A 16,815-nucleotide genomic window follows, 5' to 3' on the forward strand; every position below is an offset into this window, starting at 1 on the left:
CAGCCGGGCATTATCGCCTTTGCGCGCCGCGAGCGGAGCCGCGATGCACGTCGCGCGGCACCAGGCCGGTCTGCCAACGCAGTTGCTGCACCCGCATCGGCCCGATCGCGGCATGCACGCGCTTGGTCAGGGTCAGCGCGACCCCGGCCCGCACCACGTCGGCGGCGCCGACGCCGGCCTCGCCGTGGGCGACCCGCCAGCGCGGGCCCAGCCACTGCAGGCTGACCGCATCGGCGCCGAAACCCGAGGCACGCAGCATCGCCTGCCAATGGCCGGCATCGCGCGCGCGCAGGCCGCTGCCGGCCCAGCGCAGGCGGTACGGGCTCCAGGGGTTGAGGGTCGCCAACCACAGCCGGCCGCCGGGCGCGAGGATCCGCGCGCACTCGCTGAGCAGCGGCTGCGGGTCGGCGCCGTCGTCGAACACGTGCTGCAGCAGCACCGCGCCGAACGCCTCGCTGGCCAGCGGCAACGGCAGGCGGCAGCGCACGGCGCCGTCGAAGCCCTTGGGACTGCGCCGCAGCGCCAGCCCGCGCCGGCCGCCGGGCGGCGACGCGGCGGCGACGCCGAACCAGGCCCAGGGCAAGGTCGGGCTGGCCGCGAGCACCCGGGACATGGCCGCGGCCTCGACCTCGAGCAGCCCTTGCCCGACCACCTCGCCGAACCAGTTGAGCGGACAGTCGGGGTCGTGGTCGGGTTGACGGCCGTGGGACAGGGCGGGCATGGTCGCGGTTCTCGACAGGAGTCTCGGAAGGCATCGGGCCAGGACGGCACGGGGCTTGCGAATACCCCGACTGTGCGCCCCCGGGCCGCGTCAGGCAAATCGTTTTCCGGCTCCCATCGGCCCCTTACCCGGGCCACCCAGCCCGCGAAGCGGTCCGTCCCGCCCGCGCCCGCCAGGAGACCGACGATGCGGTTGCTCGCCCTGCCCGCCCTCAGCGACAACTACATCTGGGCCCTGTCGGGCGACGACGAATCGGCGCTGATCGTCGACCCGGGCGACGCCGCGCCGGTCATGGCCGCGGCCGCGCATGGCCTGCGCCCGGTCGGGATCCTGCTGACCCACCACCACGACGACCACATCGGCGGCACCGCCGCCCTGCGCGAGCGCTGGCCGGAGATCCCGGTGTTCGCCCCCGACGACGAACGCATCCTCAGCGCGACCGCCCGGGTCGACGAGGGCGTGAAGCTGCACGTCGCCGGCTGGACCCTCGACGTCATGGCGGTGCCGGGCCACACCCGCAGCCACATCGCCTATTACCTGGACCGCGGCGCCCATGGCGACGAGCGCCTGTTGTTCAGCGGCGACACCTTGTTCAGCCTGGGCTGTGGGCGCCTGTTCGAAGGTACCGCCGCCCAGATGCTGGTCTCGCTGACCCGCCTGGCGGCCCTGCCGGACGAGACCCGGGTCTGCTGCGGCCACGAATACACCCTGTCCAACGCCGCCTTCGCGAGCGTGGTGGAACCCGACAACCCGGCGCTGCGGCGCCGCATAGAACAGGCTCAGGCCATGCGCAACGCCGGTCGTCCCACCGTTCCCAGCAGCCTCCTCGACGAGCGCGCGACCAACCCCTTCCTGCGCACCCGCGAAGCCGGCGTGCTGCGCGCGATCACCTCGCGCCTGGGCCACCCGCCCGAGGACGACGTCCAGGCCTTCGCCGAGTTGCGGCGTTGGAAAGACGGGTTCCGCGCTTGAAGCGGGCCGACGCCAGACGGCGCGCGCCGCTGCGTGCCGCCCTGCTCGCCGCGCTGTGGTTGAGCGCGGCCTGCGCCGCGCCGGCTGGGGCCGCCGAAGCCCCCGCAGCCAAGCCCACCCCCGCCAAGACCGACGCGCCTTCGGGGCCGACCCGCAACGGCCGCGACATCTACCAGCGCTTCCGCGACGGCCTGGCCGACCCGAACTGCGAGCCGGGCGCGAGCACGCGCTGGCGCCAACATTTCGCCACCGCGCCCAAGCGCCTGGCCCGCTCCGACGACGACCTGCTGCCGCTGTTCGGCTACGTGGTCGACGCCTTGCGCGAAGCGCACCTGCCGACCGAATACGCGCTGATCCCCTTCGTCGAGAGCGGTTACCGCCCCGGCGCGCGCAGCGCCGCCGGCCCGGCCGGGCTGTGGCAGATGATCGCCCTGACCGCACGCAACCATCGCGTACCGATGCGCGAGGGTTACGACGGCCGCTTGTCGCCGGTCGATTCGACCCAGGCCGCGGTGCGTTATCTCAAGACCCTGCACGGCATGTTCGGCGGCGACTGGCGCCTAGCGGTGATGGCCTACAACGCCGGCGAGTACCGCATCCTCAACGCGCTCAAGCGCAACGGCCAGACCGCGGCCAATGCCCGACCCGACCAGCTCGCCGGCCTGTCCGACATCACCCAGGCCTACGTGCGCAAACTGCATGCGCTGTCGTGCCTGATGGAGCAAGCCGACGACCGCGAGGAATGGCTGCAGGCCCTGGACCGCCCGGTGCCGCATCTGCAGGCGGTAACGCTGCCGCCCGAAGTCGGCGACATCGACGGCTGGGCCGCGCGCACCGGCCAGGACGCGGCGCAATTGCGCCGCTTGAACCCAGTGTTCGCCAACGGCTCGATCGGCCGCGCCAGCACCCGCCGCGCACCGCTGCTCGCCGTCGCCGCGGGCGCGGCGAACGCGCCCGCTCCGGTCGCAGCCGACCTGGCCATCGCCGCCATCGAATCGCCGCCCGGCACTCGTACCCAGACGGGCGAAACCGCCGCCGACACCGTCACCACCGGTTCGGCCGAAGTCGCCGTCGCCAAGCACGACGAACCCGCTGCGAACGCCAGCCTGCGTCGCCACACCGTCGGCCGCGGCGACAACGCCTGGACCATCGCCAAGCGCTACCGCATCCGCGTCGCCGACCTGCTCAAGCGCAACGGCTTGAACGCCAAGGCCGTGCTCAAACCCGGCCAGGCCTTGTTGATCGATGCGCCGAGCGGCGGCCGCGACTGAGCGGCTTCGCCATCGCGCGCGACAAGGGCGCTTCGTAAAGACATCGCCCTAGCCCTCCATCGCTCGTTCCGCACGACCACACTCGCTTCGACCATTCGATCTGCAGACGCCAAAACGCACAGAGCCCGGACAAGCCGGGCTCTGTCGAATCCGCGGTCGCGCAGCGGGATCGGTCAGACCGATCAAGTCGCCGCGGTGGCGTCGGCGTCGTTGCGCCGGCGCGACGGCCACAGCATGGACAGCAAGGTGATGCCACCGAGCAGCCAGCTGTAGTGGACGTTGCCGACCAAGGCCAGCGGCGAGACCTGGCTCAAGGATGCGGCGAGCAGGATCTGCGCGCCGTACGGCAACACGCCTTGGGTCACGCAGGCGAAGATGTCGAGCACGCTCGCCGCGCGCGCCGGCGGCACGCCGTGCTGCTGGGCGACGTCGCGTGCAAGACCGCCGCTGATCAGGATCGCGACCGTGTTGTTGGCGGTGAACACGTCGCTGGTCGCCGACAACGCGGCGATGCTGATCTCGCCGGCACGGCGGCTGCGATGACCGCGCGCGAATTTGCCGATCACCTGCGCCAGCCAGGCCAGGCCGCCAGCGGCTTTCATCAACGCGCCCAGGCCGCCGACCAGCAACGACAACAAGGTGATTTCGACCATGCTCTCGAAGCCGTCCCAGATGTGCGCGGTATAAGCGGCGAAGCCGAAATCCTCGGCCAGGAACACGCCGAACAAGCCGGCGATGACCAGGCCGATGCTGAGCACGATGATCACGTCGACCCCGGCGATGGCCAGGCCCAGCACGACTAGATACGGCAGGATCAACCACGGCGACACCGCGTCGGGCGTGGTCACCGGCGCGGTTTCGCCGAGGAAGCCGAGCAGCACCAGGGTGCCGATCGCCGCCGGCAGCGCCAGCTTGAGGTTCTCGCGGAATTTCTCCCGCATCGTGCAGCCCTGGGTGCGGCTGGCGACGATCGCGGTGTCGGAGATCACCGACAGGTTGTCGCCGAAGGTGGCGCCGCCGATCACCGCGCCGAGCACCAACGCGCGATCCAGCCCGGAAGCGTCGGACACGCCGAGCGCGATCGGCGCGACCGCGGCGATCGTGCCCATCGAGGTGCCGAGCGACAGCGAAATGAAACCGGCGACCACGAACAGCGCCGGCAGCAGCAAGGCCGGATGCACGTTGCCGACGCCGAGGGCGACGATCGCATCGACCGCGCCGATCGCCTTGGACACTTCGACGAAGCCGCCGGCGAGCAGGAAGATCAGGCACATCAACACGACGTTGTGATCGCCCATGCCCGTCAGCAGGGTGTCCAGCGGCTTGATCCCGCGCCGCCAGGCGATGAACGCCGCCAGCGCCAGCGCCGGCAGGATCGCGACCGGCGCGTGCAACTGGTAGAAGCCCATGGCGTCGCCGTGCGAGGTGAAATACAGCCCGGCCCCGAAGAACAGGGCCAGGAACACCAGCAGCGGCGTCAGCGCCCAGGCACTGGGAGACAGCGGAGCGCCGGGGCGGAGCGGTTGATTCATCGCTTCATCCGAATGGATTAGAAAACCTGGCGATTTTGCAGCGCAGCATCACGCTTGTCGAGTGCTGGCGGTGGAATGCTGCGTCGGGGCCATGCTAGCGGGAGTGCGGAGGTCTGGCTTGCCCTTACCCCGCCTCTCCCCTGCTACAAGCGGCCGCCAAGCCCGTTCCAGCGACGGGCGGGGAACGGCTCCCGGCCGCCGCCGGCGCATGCTCAAACGCAACGGGGCGCCCGAAGGCGCCCCGTCGAAAGTATCGCTATGGCCGTGGCTCACGATCCTGCATGGCCCAGCCATGCCGCCAGGCCTCAGATCACGATGATGCAACGTCCGCGGTTGTCGCAGATCGCATAGGTCTGCCAGACCCCTTCGTCGCACAGATAGATCCGCGAGCTGCCATCCCAAGACCGTTCCGTCACCCGTTGGCCTTGATTGGCGGCCGTGCACGTACCCGGCGCCGGGTACGCGGCGACGGTACCGACCGCCCCCATCGACACGAGCGCTGCGAACGCAATTGCCTTGCCCTTCATCGTCCTGATCTTCATGACCTTCCTCGATGCGAATCCAGCCGCCGGGATGGAGGGCCGCGCGGCCGAGCGCTGTTGCGCTCACGCACACGGAGGAACCCGCTTCGGACAGGCGACGGCGTCCTGCCGAAAGCCGCCCGAGCCTAGCGCAGGCTTACGCGGCGCGCGCCTCCCTCAGGCGAGAGGCGCTTCGCAAAAACGAAACAGGGCGCCCGAAGGCGCCCTGCAGAGGTCTCGCGATGGCTGGGCGCTTACGCCGCGATGCGGCTCGCGATGGCCTTGGCGAACGACATCGTGTTGCCTTCGCCGCCGAGGTCCGGGGTCAGCGAATCCTTGGCTTCGAGCGTGGCGATGATCGCCTCGCGCAGCGCGGTCGCCTTTTCCGGCTGGCCGAGGTGGTCGAGCATCTGCGCCGCGCCCAGCAGCAGGGCACAGGGATTGGCGATGCCCTTGCCGGCGATGTCCGGGGCCGAGCCGTGCACGGCTTCGAAGATCGCCGCGTCGGTGCCGATGTTGGCGCCCGGTGCGAGACCGAGACCGCCCACCAGGCCCGCGCACAGGTCGGAGATGATGTCGCCGAACAGGTTGGTGGTGACGATGATGTCGAACTGCTCCGGACGCATCACCAGCTGCATGCAGGTGTTGTCGACGATCATCTCGTTGCACTGGATGTCCGGATACTGCTGCGCCACTTCGCGTGCGGTCTTCAGGAACAGGCCCGAGGTCGACTTGAGGATGTTGGCCTTGTGCACCACGGTGACCTTCTTGCGGCCGGTGCGGCGCGCCAGGTCGAAGGCGTAGCGCACGATGCGCTCGGAGCCGCGACGGGTGATCTTCTGGGTCAGCATCGCGGTCTCGCCGTCTTCCGACAGCGACTGGCCTTCGCCGATGTAGGCGCCTTCGGTGTTCTCGCGCACCGTGATCAGGTCCACGCCCGAGGGGAAACGCGACTTGGTGTTCGGGAACGACTTGGCCGGACGCACGTTGGCGTACAGGTCGAAGCGCTTGCGCAGCTCGACGTTGATCGAGCTGAAGCCCTCGCCGACCGGCGTGGTCAGCGGGCTCTTGAGGGCGATGCGGTTCTTGCGGATCGAGTCCATCGTCGCCGCCGGCAGCAGCTCGCCGTGCTTTTCCAGCGCGACCAGGCCGGCATCGGCGAATTCGTAGGACAGGCCCAGGTTCATCGTGTCGAGCACGTGCAGGGTGGCGTCCATGATCTCGGGGCCGATGCCGTCGCCACGGATGACCGTAATGATTTGCGTCATGAGGATTTCCAGCTGTAGGGCGCGGCGCAAGCGGCGCGGCGCACGAGGTGTGAGCCCCGTAATTATGCCGGAAGCGGTCCCCCGCTGCATTCGGGGGAGTACTGGACCTTGGTCGGGGGCGGCGATCGGCCCGATTCGGCGCAGCCGGCGGTGCGATTCGGCGCAGCGGCCCCGCGTTCAGCTAAGTGGCCGGCCCGCTTCAGGGTAGGAACGGCATAAGCCGCAACCGCGACCTCTCACTGACGACGCAACCGGGAGCGCGCGGTCGCGGCTCACGCCGCTCCTACAAGGGCAACGACACGCTCAGCCGTGGTCGTGGCCGGCCGGCGCGGCGGCCTCGCCCTGTTCGAGCCGGTCGAGGAAATCGACCGCGCGGCGCAGGTGCGGGATCACGATCGAGCCGCCGACCACCAGGCCGACCGAGAACGCCTCGAACATCTCGTCGCGATTGACCCCGGCGTCCTTGCACTGGGCGACGTGGTAGCTGATGCAGTCGTCGCAACGCAGCACCATCGAGGCGACCAGGCCGAGCAGTTCCTTGGTCTTCAGGTCGAGCGCGCCGGGCTGGTAGGTTTGCGTGTCCAGGGCGAAGAAACGCCGCACGACCTGGTTCGGTTCGGCCAGGATGCGTTCGTTCATGCGCTTGCGGAACGCGGTGAACTCGGCCACTCGGTCGCTTTCGCTCGGGGCCACTCGGTCGCTTTCGGTCGTGGCGGTCTGGTTCGACGACGCGCTGTCGCCGTTACGATCATTGCTCACACAAGTTCCTTCGATGGTGGGTTACGTCCTTGCCGTCCCTGGCGCTGCCATTCGGCTGCGGATCGTCCGGCCCGGCCATCCATGGCCGGGCGTTCGCGGGCGCAAGCGGCAGTGCCGCTTAAGCGCGCCCGCTCACCCCCTCCAGCAGCGGCTCCAGGCCGCCGGCACGATGCAGGGCGATCATGTCGTCGTAACCGCCGACGTGGGTCTGGCCGATGAAGATCTGCGGCACGCTGGTGCGCTTGGTCAGCGCCATCATCTTCTCGCGCTCGGCCGGATCCAGGTCGATGCGGACCTCGGTCCACTCCTGGCCCTTGCTCTTGAGGAAATTCTTCGCGGCGACGCAATACGGGCAGATCGCGGTGGTATAGATCACGATCGACGGCGGTTGGGGGGCGGTGTCGCTCAAAACGGTTCTCCTGCTGCCTGAACTCTGGGAAGGTCTTGCGGTCGAATATGGCTACGGCAGCGGGGAGTTTAAAGTTCGTCGATGGAACGCAGTCCCGCGCTACTCAGTACGCCAGCGTCGGGTCGGGTGCCCCTCACCGCAACGTCCCGGGACGACCCCGAATGCGCCGATCGGACGTTGAACCCCTGAGTTAACGACGCATTCACGCCGTCCCACCGCCCGGGCGGCATCCTGCCATGCATCCGCCGCGAATGCCCCGCCGGCTTTCGCAAGCCCGCCATCCGCCCGCCATCATCCGTCTGCTCCCGAGGACTCACCGCTTGCGCCGCATCGCCCTGCTCACCGCCGCTGTCACCCTCGCCCTCGGCAGCGTCTGCGCGAGCGCGCAGGAATCCAAGCTGCCCGACATCGGCTCCTCGGCGGCGGAACTGCTGACGCCGGCCAAGCAGCGCCAGTACGGCGCGATGATGCTGGCGCAGCTGCGCCATTACGACTATCTGCTCGAAGACCCGCTGATCGACAGTTGGCTCGACACGCTCGGCACCCGCCTCGCCGCCAACAGCGACAAGCCGAGCCAGCCTTTCACCTTCTTCATGCTGCGCGAACGCCAGATCAACGCTTTCGCCACCCTCGGCGGCTATATCGGCGTCAACTCCGGCCTGGTGCTGACCGCCGAACGCGAGGACGAGGTCGCCGCGGTGATCTCGCACGAAGTCGCCCACGTCACCCAGCAGCACGTGCTGCGCGGGGTCGAACGCGCCCAGCGCGATCAGTTGCCGATCCTGCTGGCGATGCTCGGCGCGATCGTCGCCGCGCAGAGCGCAGGTTCCAATTCGACCGACGACGCGACCATGGCCGCGATCACCTCGGGCCTGGGCCTGATGCAGCAGCGTCAGATCAACTACACCCGCTCCAACGAATCCGAGGCCGACCGGATCGGCATCCAGACCCTGTCGCGCAGCCACTACGACCCGACCGCGATGGCCGACTTCTTCGCCCGCATGCAAGTCGTTTCGCGCAGCAACGCCGCCAACTGGTACGGCGAGACCCCCGACTACCTGATGACCCACCCGGTCACCACCACGCGCATCGGCGAAGCTAAGGAACGCGCCGAGCAGATCGCCGGCAAGAACAGCCTGACCGCGGTCACCGCCACGCCGAACGCTACCCGGGTCGAACGCATCCCGAAGGCGCCGTTCACCCTGCCCGACAACGCCAGCGGCACCGACAACCCCTTGCTGCCGAGCGGGCTGAAACTGCTCGACCAGTCGCTGACCTCGGGCAGCACCGGCGTGTTCGAGTTCGCTCGCGAACGCCTGCGCGTGCTCAGCGCGGTCTCGCCGCGCGAAGCGGTGCGCGAATACGAGCGCCTCGGCGGCGACAGCGACGCCCGCCGCTACGGCATGGCGCTGGCGCGGATGCGCTCCAACCAGTCCGGCGCGGCCGTGCCGGTATTGAACGAATTGCTGCAGAAGCACCCCGGCCAGGTCTGGCTGAGCCTGGCCTTGGCCGAAGCCGAGGCCCAGACCGGCAAGACCGCCGCGGCCGACGCCCGCTTCGAAGGGCTGCTGCGCCAGACCCCGAACAACCGCGCCATCGCCCTGGGCTATGCCAAGGTCCTGACCGACCGCAACACCCCTGCGGGGGGCCAGCGCGCCCAGGCCGTGCTGCGGCCGCTGTTCGGCCAGGGCGGCGACGACCCGCTGCTGCAGCAGTTGTTCGCCCGCGCCTGCGAGATCGCCGGCGACTCGATCCGGGCCGGCGAGGCCTATGCCGAGGCCGCTTACCTGCGCGGGCGCCCGGAACAGGCCCTGGTCCAGCTGAACACGCTTAAGCGCAATCCGGACCTGGACTATTACGCCCGCGCCCGCATCGAGGCCCGCATCGCCGCGATCACCCCGACCGTGCTGGAGCTCAAGCGGCAGGGCGTGCGCGACGAGGATCTCAAGCGGCGCTAGGCCTGCCTGGGTCCGCAGAAGGCAACGGCAACGGCAAATCCCCCGCGCCGCCGGTCCAGGCCAGGCTTCGGGCCGGCTCGGGGCGCCGCCCCCTTTATCAAAGGGGGCGAGTTTCAGTGCTGCGCCAAGGAATCGGCCCGTCATATGCCAGGGGTCGCCGGCTTTGCCGAAGACGGCGAGTTCGAGTCCGCGGCCAAGGGCCAGCATCGCGCAGCGGCACCGCCACGCCACCGCCATCGCAACGCCACGGCAGCGTCGCCGGGCCGCCATCTGCGGGCCATCGGGCCGGAGCTTGCCATCGCGATGTCATCTGAACGCCAAAACTCCAGCGTCGCGCATTACGGCGGCAACGGCGGCGAAAGCGCCGCCAATCCAGCGTAAGCCCCGTTTGGCCCGAATCTCGCGAAAACGCTCTGGGGAAGCGCGGCGCATCACAAAGCCGACAATGCAGCCGGGGCCTTGTCATGGAGTAGTCATAAAACGGTAGTGTACTGGCGCCGTTTCAAGGACGAGCCCTCCCCGCCTCCCCCTCGGTGACCGTGTGCAGAAGCGCATCTTGATAGTCGAAGACGAACCCGCCATCCGCGACATGGTGTCCTTTGCCCTGCGCAAGGGCGAATACGACCCGGTCCATGCCGGCGATGCCCGCGAGGCGCAGGCCGCCATCGCCGACCGCGTGCCCGACCTGATCCTGCTCGACTGGATGCTCCCGGGCACCAGCGGCCTGGAACTGGCCCGGCGCTGGCGCAAGGAATCGCTGACCCGCGAGATCCCGATCATCATGCTGACCGCGCGCGGCGAAGAGAACGACCGCGTCGGCGGCCTCGAAGCCGGGGTCGACGACTACGTGGTCAAGCCGTTCTCCGCGCGCGAACTGCTGGCCCGCATCCGCGCCGTGCTGCGGCGCTCGCGCGAAGACGACGAGGACGGCAGCGTCGGCGTCGGTCCGCTGCGCATCGACGGCGCCGCCCACCGCGTCTTCGCCCACGGCGAAGGCGGCGACCAGCCGGTGCAGATCGGCCCGACCGAGTACCGATTGCTGCATTTCTTCATGACCCACCCCGAACGCGTGTACTCGCGCACCCAGTTGCTCGATCACGTCTGGGGCGGCAGCGTCTATGTCGAGGAGCGCACGGTCGACGTGCACATCCGCCGCCTGCGCAAGACCTTGGAGCCGCATCACCTCGACGGGATGGTCCAGACCGTACGCGGTGCGGGGTATCGTTTTTCCGCCTCGCTCGCCGCGTAAGCTGGAGGTATGCCTCCCCGCGCACGCTCCGCCTGGTTCCGCACCCTCGGTCAGCTCGCCCTGATCCTGGTCGGTGCCGCCGTGCTCGGCGTGCTGATCGGCCATCCCTGGCCGGTCGTCACGTTCGCCGCGCTCGGCGTCGTCGCCTGGCATTACTGGCGGCTGCGCCGGGTGCTGATCCGCCTGACCGCGCGCCAGCGCCTCACCCCGCCGCTCGGCGAAGGCATCTGGAACGAACTCGACCGCCTGCTGCACCGCAGCCAGGCCGAGATGCGCGGCCGCAAACGCCGCCTGATCGAAATGTTGCGCGCCTATCGCGCCGCCGCCGCGGCCATGCCCGATGCCATCGTCGTGGTCGAACGCAACAGCCAGCGCATCCAGTGGTTCAACGAGGCCGCCACCGGTTTGTTCGGCCTGCGCTACCCGCGCGACATCGGCGCGCCGGTGGTGCAACGCCTGCAGCCGCTGCAGCTCGCGCATTGGCTGGCCTCGGGCCGCAACGCCGAGCCGCTGGAAGCGGCCTCGCCGTGGAACCCGGCGATCACCCTGAGCCTGCGCCTGATCCCGTACTCGGAGAACCTGTGGCTGCTGGTCGCGCGCGACGTCAGCCGGCTGCTGCAACTCGAACAGATGCGCCGCGACTTCGTCGCCAACGTGTCGCACGAACTGCGCACGCCGCTGACCGTGGTGCACGGTTATCTCGACCTGCTCGACCCGGAAGAACACCCGGACTGGGCGCCGATGCTGGCCGAGATGCAGCGCCAGTCCCAGCGCATGACCCAGTTGGTCGAAGACCTGTTGACCCTGTCGCGGCTGGAATCGCAGGACAGCCTGCCGGCCGAGGAAATCGTCGCGATGGCCTCGATGCTGTCCACGCTCAAGCGCGAAGCCAATGCGCTGAGCCAGGGCCGGCACGAGATCGCGATGGACGACCTGGCCGGGGTCGACCTGTTCGGCTCCAACAAGGAACTGCACAGCGCGTTCTCCAACCTGGTCAGCAATGCGATCCGCTACACCCCGGCCGGCGGCACGATCCGCATCCGCTTCCGCCCGGAAAGCAGCGGCATCGCCCGCGGCGCGGTGCTGGAAGTGGTCGACAGCGGCTACGGCATCCCGGCCGCGCACCTGCCGCGCATCACCGAGCGCTTTTACCGCGTCTCGACCAGCCGCTCGCGCGAGAGCGGCGGCACCGGCCTCGGCCTGTCGATCGTCAAGCACGTGCTGAATCTGCACCAGGCGCGGCTGGAGATCGCCAGCGAAGTCGGCCGCGGCAGCACCTTCGCCTGTCACTTCGGCATCGACCGGATCCGCCGTCGCGACGCCTACCACGATGCATTCGCCGATACTCTCCCCGACGTCCTGCCTTAGGAAATCTGCAGCAGCGCCATGAATGCGATGACGGACACCCCGCTCGACACCGATCCGCTGCGCGACAGCGCCCTGTACTTCAATCGCGAACTGTCCCAGCTGGATTTCAATTTCCGCGTCCTGGCGCAGGCCCAGGACGCGCAGGTGCCGTTGCTGGAGCGCCTGAAGTACCTGTGCATCTCCTGCACCAATCTCGACGAATTCTTCGAGATCCGCGCCGGCACCATGCGTCACGCTCAGGACCTGGGCCTGGCGCCGGGCCCCGACGGCCTGGCCCCGGCCACCGTGCTCTCGCGCATCCACGACCGCGCCGCCGAACTGGTCAAGTCGCAGTACGAGTGCTGGAACGACGTGCTGCGCCCAGCGCTCAGCGACGCCGGCGTGCGCGTGCTCGGCCGCAACTCCTGGAACGCGCGCCAGACCCGCTGGCTGCGCGCCTACTTCCGCGACGAGATCATGCCGGTGCTGTCGCCGCTCGGGCTGGATCCGGCGCACCCGTTTCCGAAGATCCTCAACAAGTCGCTCAACATCGTCGTCGTGCTGAAAGGCAAGGATGCGTTCGGCCGCGCCGGCAACCTGGCCATCGTGCGCGCGCCGCGCTCGCTGCCGCGCATCATCCAACTGCCCGAGAACGTCTCCGGCGGCAAACACGACTTCGTGTTCCTGTCCTCGGTGCTGTCGACCTTCGTCGACGAGCTGTTCCCCGGCATGGAGGTCAAGGGCGCATATCAGTTCCGCGTCACCCGCAATTCCGAGCTGCTGGTCGACGAGGAAGAGGTCGACAACATCGCCCTGGCCCTGCGCGACGAGCTGATCGGCCGCGGTTATCTGCGCGCGGTGCGGCTCGAAATCGCCGAGCAGTGCCCGAAGCCGATCGTGCGCACCCTGCTGGAGAATTTCGACCTGCCCGAGAATGCGGTCTACCGCATCAACGGCCCGGTCAACCTCAACCGGGTGATCCAGGTGTACGACCTGGTCCAGCGCCCGGAGCTGAAGTTCCCGGCCTACCAGCAGCGCGTGCTGCCGGGCGTGGACAGCATGTTCGACACCGTCGCCGACGGCGACGTGCTGCTGCACCACCCCTTCGATGCGTTCTCGCCGGTGCTGGAGCTGATCCGCCAGGCCGCCGAAGACCCGCACGTGCTCGCGATCAAGCAGACCCTGTACCGCGCCGGCAAGGATTCGCCGATCGTCGAGCAGCTGGTCCAGGCGGCGCGCAACGGCAAGGACGTGACCGTGGTGGTCGAGCTGCGCGCGCGCTTCGACGAAGAGGCCAACCTGGGCCTGGCCGACCGCCTGCAGGAAGCGGGCGTGCAGGTGGTGTACGGCGTGGTCGGCTACAAGACCCACGCCAAGATGCTGCTGATCGTGCGCCGCGAGGGCCGTAAGCTGCGCCGCTACGTGCATCTGGGCACCGGCAACTACCACAGCGGCACCGCGCGCGCCTACACCGACTTCGGCCTGATCACCGCCGATCCCGACATCGGCAACGACGTGCACCTGATCTTCCAGCAACTGTCCGGGCTGGCGCCGTCGCTCAAGCTCAAGTGCCTGCTGCAGTCGCCGTTCACCCTGCACGCCGGCGTGCTCAAGCGCATCGACCGCGAAACCAAGCACGCCCGCGCCGGCAAACCGGCGCGCATCGTCGCCAAGATGAACGCATTGAACGAGCCGCAGGTGATCCGCGCGCTGTACCAGGCCTCGCAGGCCGGCGTGCAGATCGAGCTGATCGTGCGCGGCGCCTGCACCCTGCGTCCGGGCGTCGAGGGCATCTCCGACAATATTCGCGTGCGCTCCATTGTCGGACGCTTCCTCGAGCACCACCGGGTCTATTGGTTCGCCAACGACGGCGCCCCGGACCTGTTCTGCTCCAGCGCCGACTGGCTCGAACGCAACCTGCTGCGCCGGGTCGAGACCGGTTTCCCGATCCTCGACCACGACCTGCGGGCCCGTGTCTACGACGAGGCGCTGTCGAATTACCTGGCCGACAACCTCAACGCCTGGGAGCTGCAAGCCAGCGGTCAATATTTGCGCGTCGTACCCGAGGAAGGCGCAATGCCCCACTCGGCACAGGCGACCCTGTTGGCCAAGTTGTGCGGATAAACGAAAATCCCGCACATGAACAATATTTTCCCGACCACCCGCCTGCCGCTCCAGGACGGCGACCTGCTCGCCGCCGTCGACCTGGGGTCGAACAGTTTCCACATGGTGGTCGCCCGCTACGTGCTCGGGCAGCTGCGCACCGTCGACCGGCTGCGCGAGACCGTGCGCCTGGCCGAAGGCCTGGACCGCAAGGGCGGCCTCGCCCCTGAGGTCCGCCAACGCGCCCTGGACTGCCTGTCGCGCTTCGGCCAGCGCATCCGCGACGTGCCGCCGCAGCGCGTGCGCGCCCTCGCCACCAACACCGTGCGCCGCCTGGCCGCGCCGCAGGCCTTCCTGATGCCGGCCGAATCCGCGCTCGGGCACGCCATCGAAGTCGTGTCCGGCCGCGAAGAGGCCCGCCTGATCTATCTCGGCGTCGCCCACGCGCAACCGTCCAAGCCCGGCGAACGCCGCCTGGTCATCGACATCGGCGGCGGCTCGACCGAATGCATCATCGGCAGCGGCTTCGAGGCGATCGAACGCGAAAGCCTGCAAGTCGGCTGCGTCGCCACCACTCGCCGTTTCTTCGAGAACGGCAAGTTGTCGAAGAAGAAATGGCGCGATGCGCTGACCGAGGTCTCGGCCGAATTCCAGCAATTCGCCGGCACCTACCGCTCGCTGGGCTGGCACGAGGCCCTGGGCTCGTCCGGCACCAACAAGGCCATCGGCGAGATCTGCGCGGCGATGAAACTGACCAAGGGCGCGGTGATCGCCGATGCCCTGCCGCAACTGCGCGACCGCCTGCTCCAGGCCGACCGCATCGACGAGATCGACCTGCCCGGCCTGTCGGCCGACCGCCGCCCGATCATCGCCGGCGGCATCCTGATCCTCGAAGCCGCCTTCAACGTGCTCGGCCTGCAACGCATGGCGATCAGCAAGGCGGCGATGCGCGAAGGCGTGCTCTACGACATGCTCGGCCGCGGCGGCGCCGACGACCCGCGCGATGCCGCGGTCAAGGCCATGGTCAACCGCTACGGCATCGACGAGCAGCAGTCCGCGCGCGTCGAAGCGACCCTGCTGCGCCTGTTCGACCAGGTCGCCGAAAGCTGGCGCCTGGACGCCGACGACCGCCTGATGCTCCAGCGCGCCGCGCGCCTGCACGAACTCGGCCTGGCCATCGCCCACAGCCAGTACCACGTGCACAGCTCGTACGTGATCGAGAACTCCGACATCTCCGGCTTCTCGCGCCAACAGCAGCAGTTCCTCGCCGCCCTGGTACGCACCCACCGGCGCGGCATCCCCAAGTCCGCCTTCGACGCCTTGCCCGACCGCCTGCTGTCGGCGGTACGCCGCAGCTCGGCCTTGCTGCGCCTGGCGGTGCTGCTGCACCGCGCCCACGAATCCGACCCGATCCCGCAGCTCGACGCCCACGGCGACGGCAACACCCTGACCCTGACCGTGTCCCGCCGCTGGCTCGAATCGCGCCCGTTGATCCACGCCGACCTGGAAGGCGAGCCGCAGGATATGGCGGGATTGGGGATTTCATTGAAGCTGCTGGGGGTTTGAGTTTCGCGGCAGCGTTGCTGTTCCAGTAACGCTGCTCCTAGCCACGGGACGCGCAAAAGCAACAACGCCGATGCCATACATCGGAGCGGCGTGTCGGCGCGATGGGCAGGAGCGGCGTCCTACTGGATTTCCTACGGTTACAAGCCGCGACCGCGGGATACGCAGAGGCGACAACGCCGATACCGCTCAGCGAAGCGGCATACTTTCGCATGGGTAGGAGCGGCGCGAGCCGCGACCGCGTTGTTTCGGTCTCGCGGCGTCTCGCTCACGCAAGATCTAGATCTAGATCAAACGCTAAAAGCTTCCGCCACTAAAGCGGCGGGTAACTTTCTTTTGTCTAAAGCAACAAAAGAAAGTCACCAAAGAAAAATGCTTTTGCTTTGAATCACAGGCCCGCAGGATCGGTGCATACGCAGGGATTTTTCATACGGGACATCCCTGTCCCGATGAAAAACGGCCTGCATCCATGCAGGCCGCCCTTCGGGTCTTCCATTGCCTTCGCTAGTGCTCGGCGACGCACAGCAACGGCAACGCCAATAGCAAGGTCGTCGGAAATCGCTCCCTAAACGGTACGGCCACTGTAGGAGCGGCGTAAGCCGCGACCATGGGACGCGCAGAGACTGCATAGCCGCTGCCAATGATCGAGGCGGCGCTCTATCGCAGGGCAGGAGCGGCGTCCTACTGGATTTCCTTCGGTCACAAGCCGCGGCCGTGAATTAGGGCGGCGATGATCCGCTGATGGCGTCGCCCCTCCCTTTGGCTTCGGCCTTGGCTGTTGCTGTGCGCAGGTTGGCACTAGCGAAGGCAATAGAAGACCCGGAGGGCGGCGCGCAGGGATGCGCGCCGTTTTTCATCGGGACAGGGATGTCCCGTATGAAAAATCCGCGCGTATGCATCGCTCGTGCGGGCCTGTGATTCAAAGCAAAAGCATTTTTCTTTGGTTACTTTCTTTTGTTGCTTTAGACAAAAGAAAGTTACCCGCCGCTTTAGTGGCGGAAGCTTTGGGTTTGATCTTGATCTTTCTTGAAACACGCGCCGCGAGATTGGAGGAGCGTTGTCGCGGCTTGCGCCGCTCCTACCCTGCGAAAGAACGCCGCTTCGCTGAGCGGTGTCGGCGTTGTCGCTTCTGCGCATCCCGC

14 protein-coding genes are annotated in these 16,815 nt (G+C 68.3%); 8 read left to right on the plus strand and 6 right to left on the minus strand.

The window, feature by feature from the left end:
- Positions 1-10: 10 nt before the first annotated feature.
- Positions 11-721 carry a methyltransferase domain-containing protein gene (locus ACKN61_RS16775; RefSeq protein WP_408950481.1) on the minus strand — a complete coding sequence of 237 codons (711 nt, stop codon included), beginning with the start codon at positions 719-721 and terminating at the stop codon, positions 11-13.
- A 186-nt stretch (positions 722-907) separates the two neighbouring features.
- On the opposite strand from ACKN61_RS16775, the gene gloB reads away from it, so the two are divergent.
- Positions 908-1,693: a hydroxyacylglutathione hydrolase gene (gene gloB / locus ACKN61_RS16780; RefSeq protein ID WP_408950482.1), complete on the plus strand. Its 786-nt coding sequence runs from the start codon at positions 908-910 to the stop codon at positions 1,691-1,693.
- Positions 1,694-1,722: 29 nt separating this feature from the next.
- Positions 1,723-2,964, plus strand: a complete 1,242-nt coding sequence (locus ACKN61_RS16785; protein ID WP_408953849.1) for a transglycosylase SLT domain-containing protein — start codon at positions 1,723-1,725, stop codon at positions 2,962-2,964.
- Positions 2,965-3,146: 182 nt separating this feature from the next.
- Here ACKN61_RS16785 and ACKN61_RS16790 read toward each other — a convergent pair whose 3' ends face one another.
- The 5 genes from ACKN61_RS16790 to grxC form a co-directional block, all read right to left on the minus strand.
- Positions 3,147-4,496: a Na+/H+ antiporter NhaC family protein gene (locus ACKN61_RS16790; RefSeq protein WP_408950483.1), complete on the minus strand. Its 1,350-nt coding sequence runs from the start codon at positions 4,494-4,496 to the stop codon at positions 3,147-3,149.
- Positions 4,497-4,801: 305 nt separating this feature from the next.
- Positions 4,802-5,038, minus strand: a complete 237-nt coding sequence (locus tag ACKN61_RS16795; protein ID WP_408950484.1) for a hypothetical protein — start codon at positions 5,036-5,038, stop codon at positions 4,802-4,804.
- 233 nt (positions 5,039-5,271) lie between these two features.
- Positions 5,272-6,285, minus strand: a complete 1,014-nt coding sequence (locus tag ACKN61_RS16800; RefSeq protein ID WP_408950485.1) for an isocitrate dehydrogenase — start codon at positions 6,283-6,285, stop codon at positions 5,272-5,274.
- 303 nt (positions 6,286-6,588) lie between these two features.
- Positions 6,589-6,924, minus strand: a complete 336-nt coding sequence (locus tag ACKN61_RS16805; RefSeq protein WP_223621702.1) for a carboxymuconolactone decarboxylase family protein — start codon at positions 6,922-6,924, stop codon at positions 6,589-6,591.
- A gap of 238 nt (positions 6,925-7,162) precedes the next feature.
- Complete coding sequence (grxC, locus tag ACKN61_RS16810; protein ID WP_031373559.1) at positions 7,163-7,453, minus strand: glutaredoxin 3; 291 nt, start codon at positions 7,451-7,453, stop codon at positions 7,163-7,165.
- 251 nt (positions 7,454-7,704) lie between these two features.
- On the opposite strand from grxC, the gene ACKN61_RS16815 reads away from it, so the two are divergent.
- The 6 genes from ACKN61_RS16815 (at position 7,705) to ppx (ending at position 15,676) form a co-directional block, all read left to right on the plus strand.
- Positions 7,705-9,411, plus strand: a complete 1,707-nt coding sequence (locus ACKN61_RS16815; protein ID WP_408950486.1) for a M48 family metalloprotease — start codon at positions 7,705-7,707, stop codon at positions 9,409-9,411.
- A 144-nt stretch (positions 9,412-9,555) separates the two neighbouring features.
- Positions 9,556-9,792 (plus strand): hypothetical protein, encoded by a 237-nt coding sequence (locus ACKN61_RS16820; RefSeq protein ID WP_408950487.1) that lies wholly within the window; start codon positions 9,556-9,558, stop codon positions 9,790-9,792.
- 160 nt (positions 9,793-9,952) lie between these two features.
- Positions 9,953-10,660, plus strand: coding sequence for a phosphate regulon transcriptional regulator PhoB (gene phoB / locus ACKN61_RS16825; protein WP_031373561.1), 708 nt, complete (start codon positions 9,953-9,955; stop codon positions 10,658-10,660).
- A 9-nt stretch (positions 10,661-10,669) separates the two neighbouring features.
- On the plus strand, positions 10,670-12,028 hold the full coding sequence (gene phoR / locus ACKN61_RS16830) for a phosphate regulon sensor histidine kinase PhoR (protein WP_408950488.1): 1,359 nt from the start codon (positions 10,670-10,672) through the stop codon (positions 12,026-12,028).
- Positions 12,029-12,046: 18 nt separating this feature from the next.
- On the plus strand, positions 12,047-14,131 hold the full coding sequence (gene ppk1 / locus ACKN61_RS16835) for a polyphosphate kinase 1 (protein WP_408950489.1): 2,085 nt from the start codon (positions 12,047-12,049) through the stop codon (positions 14,129-14,131).
- Positions 14,132-14,146: 15 nt separating this feature from the next.
- Positions 14,147-15,676 carry an exopolyphosphatase gene (gene ppx, locus ACKN61_RS16840; RefSeq protein WP_408950490.1) on the plus strand — a complete coding sequence of 510 codons (1,530 nt, stop codon included), beginning with the start codon at positions 14,147-14,149 and terminating at the stop codon, positions 15,674-15,676.
- Positions 15,677-16,815 lie beyond the last annotated feature (1,139 nt).

It is taken from the genome of Lysobacter sp. Hz25 (genome assembly GCF_046097045.1).
GTDB lineage: Bacteria > Pseudomonadota > Gammaproteobacteria > Xanthomonadales > Xanthomonadaceae > Lysobacter > Lysobacter antibioticus_B.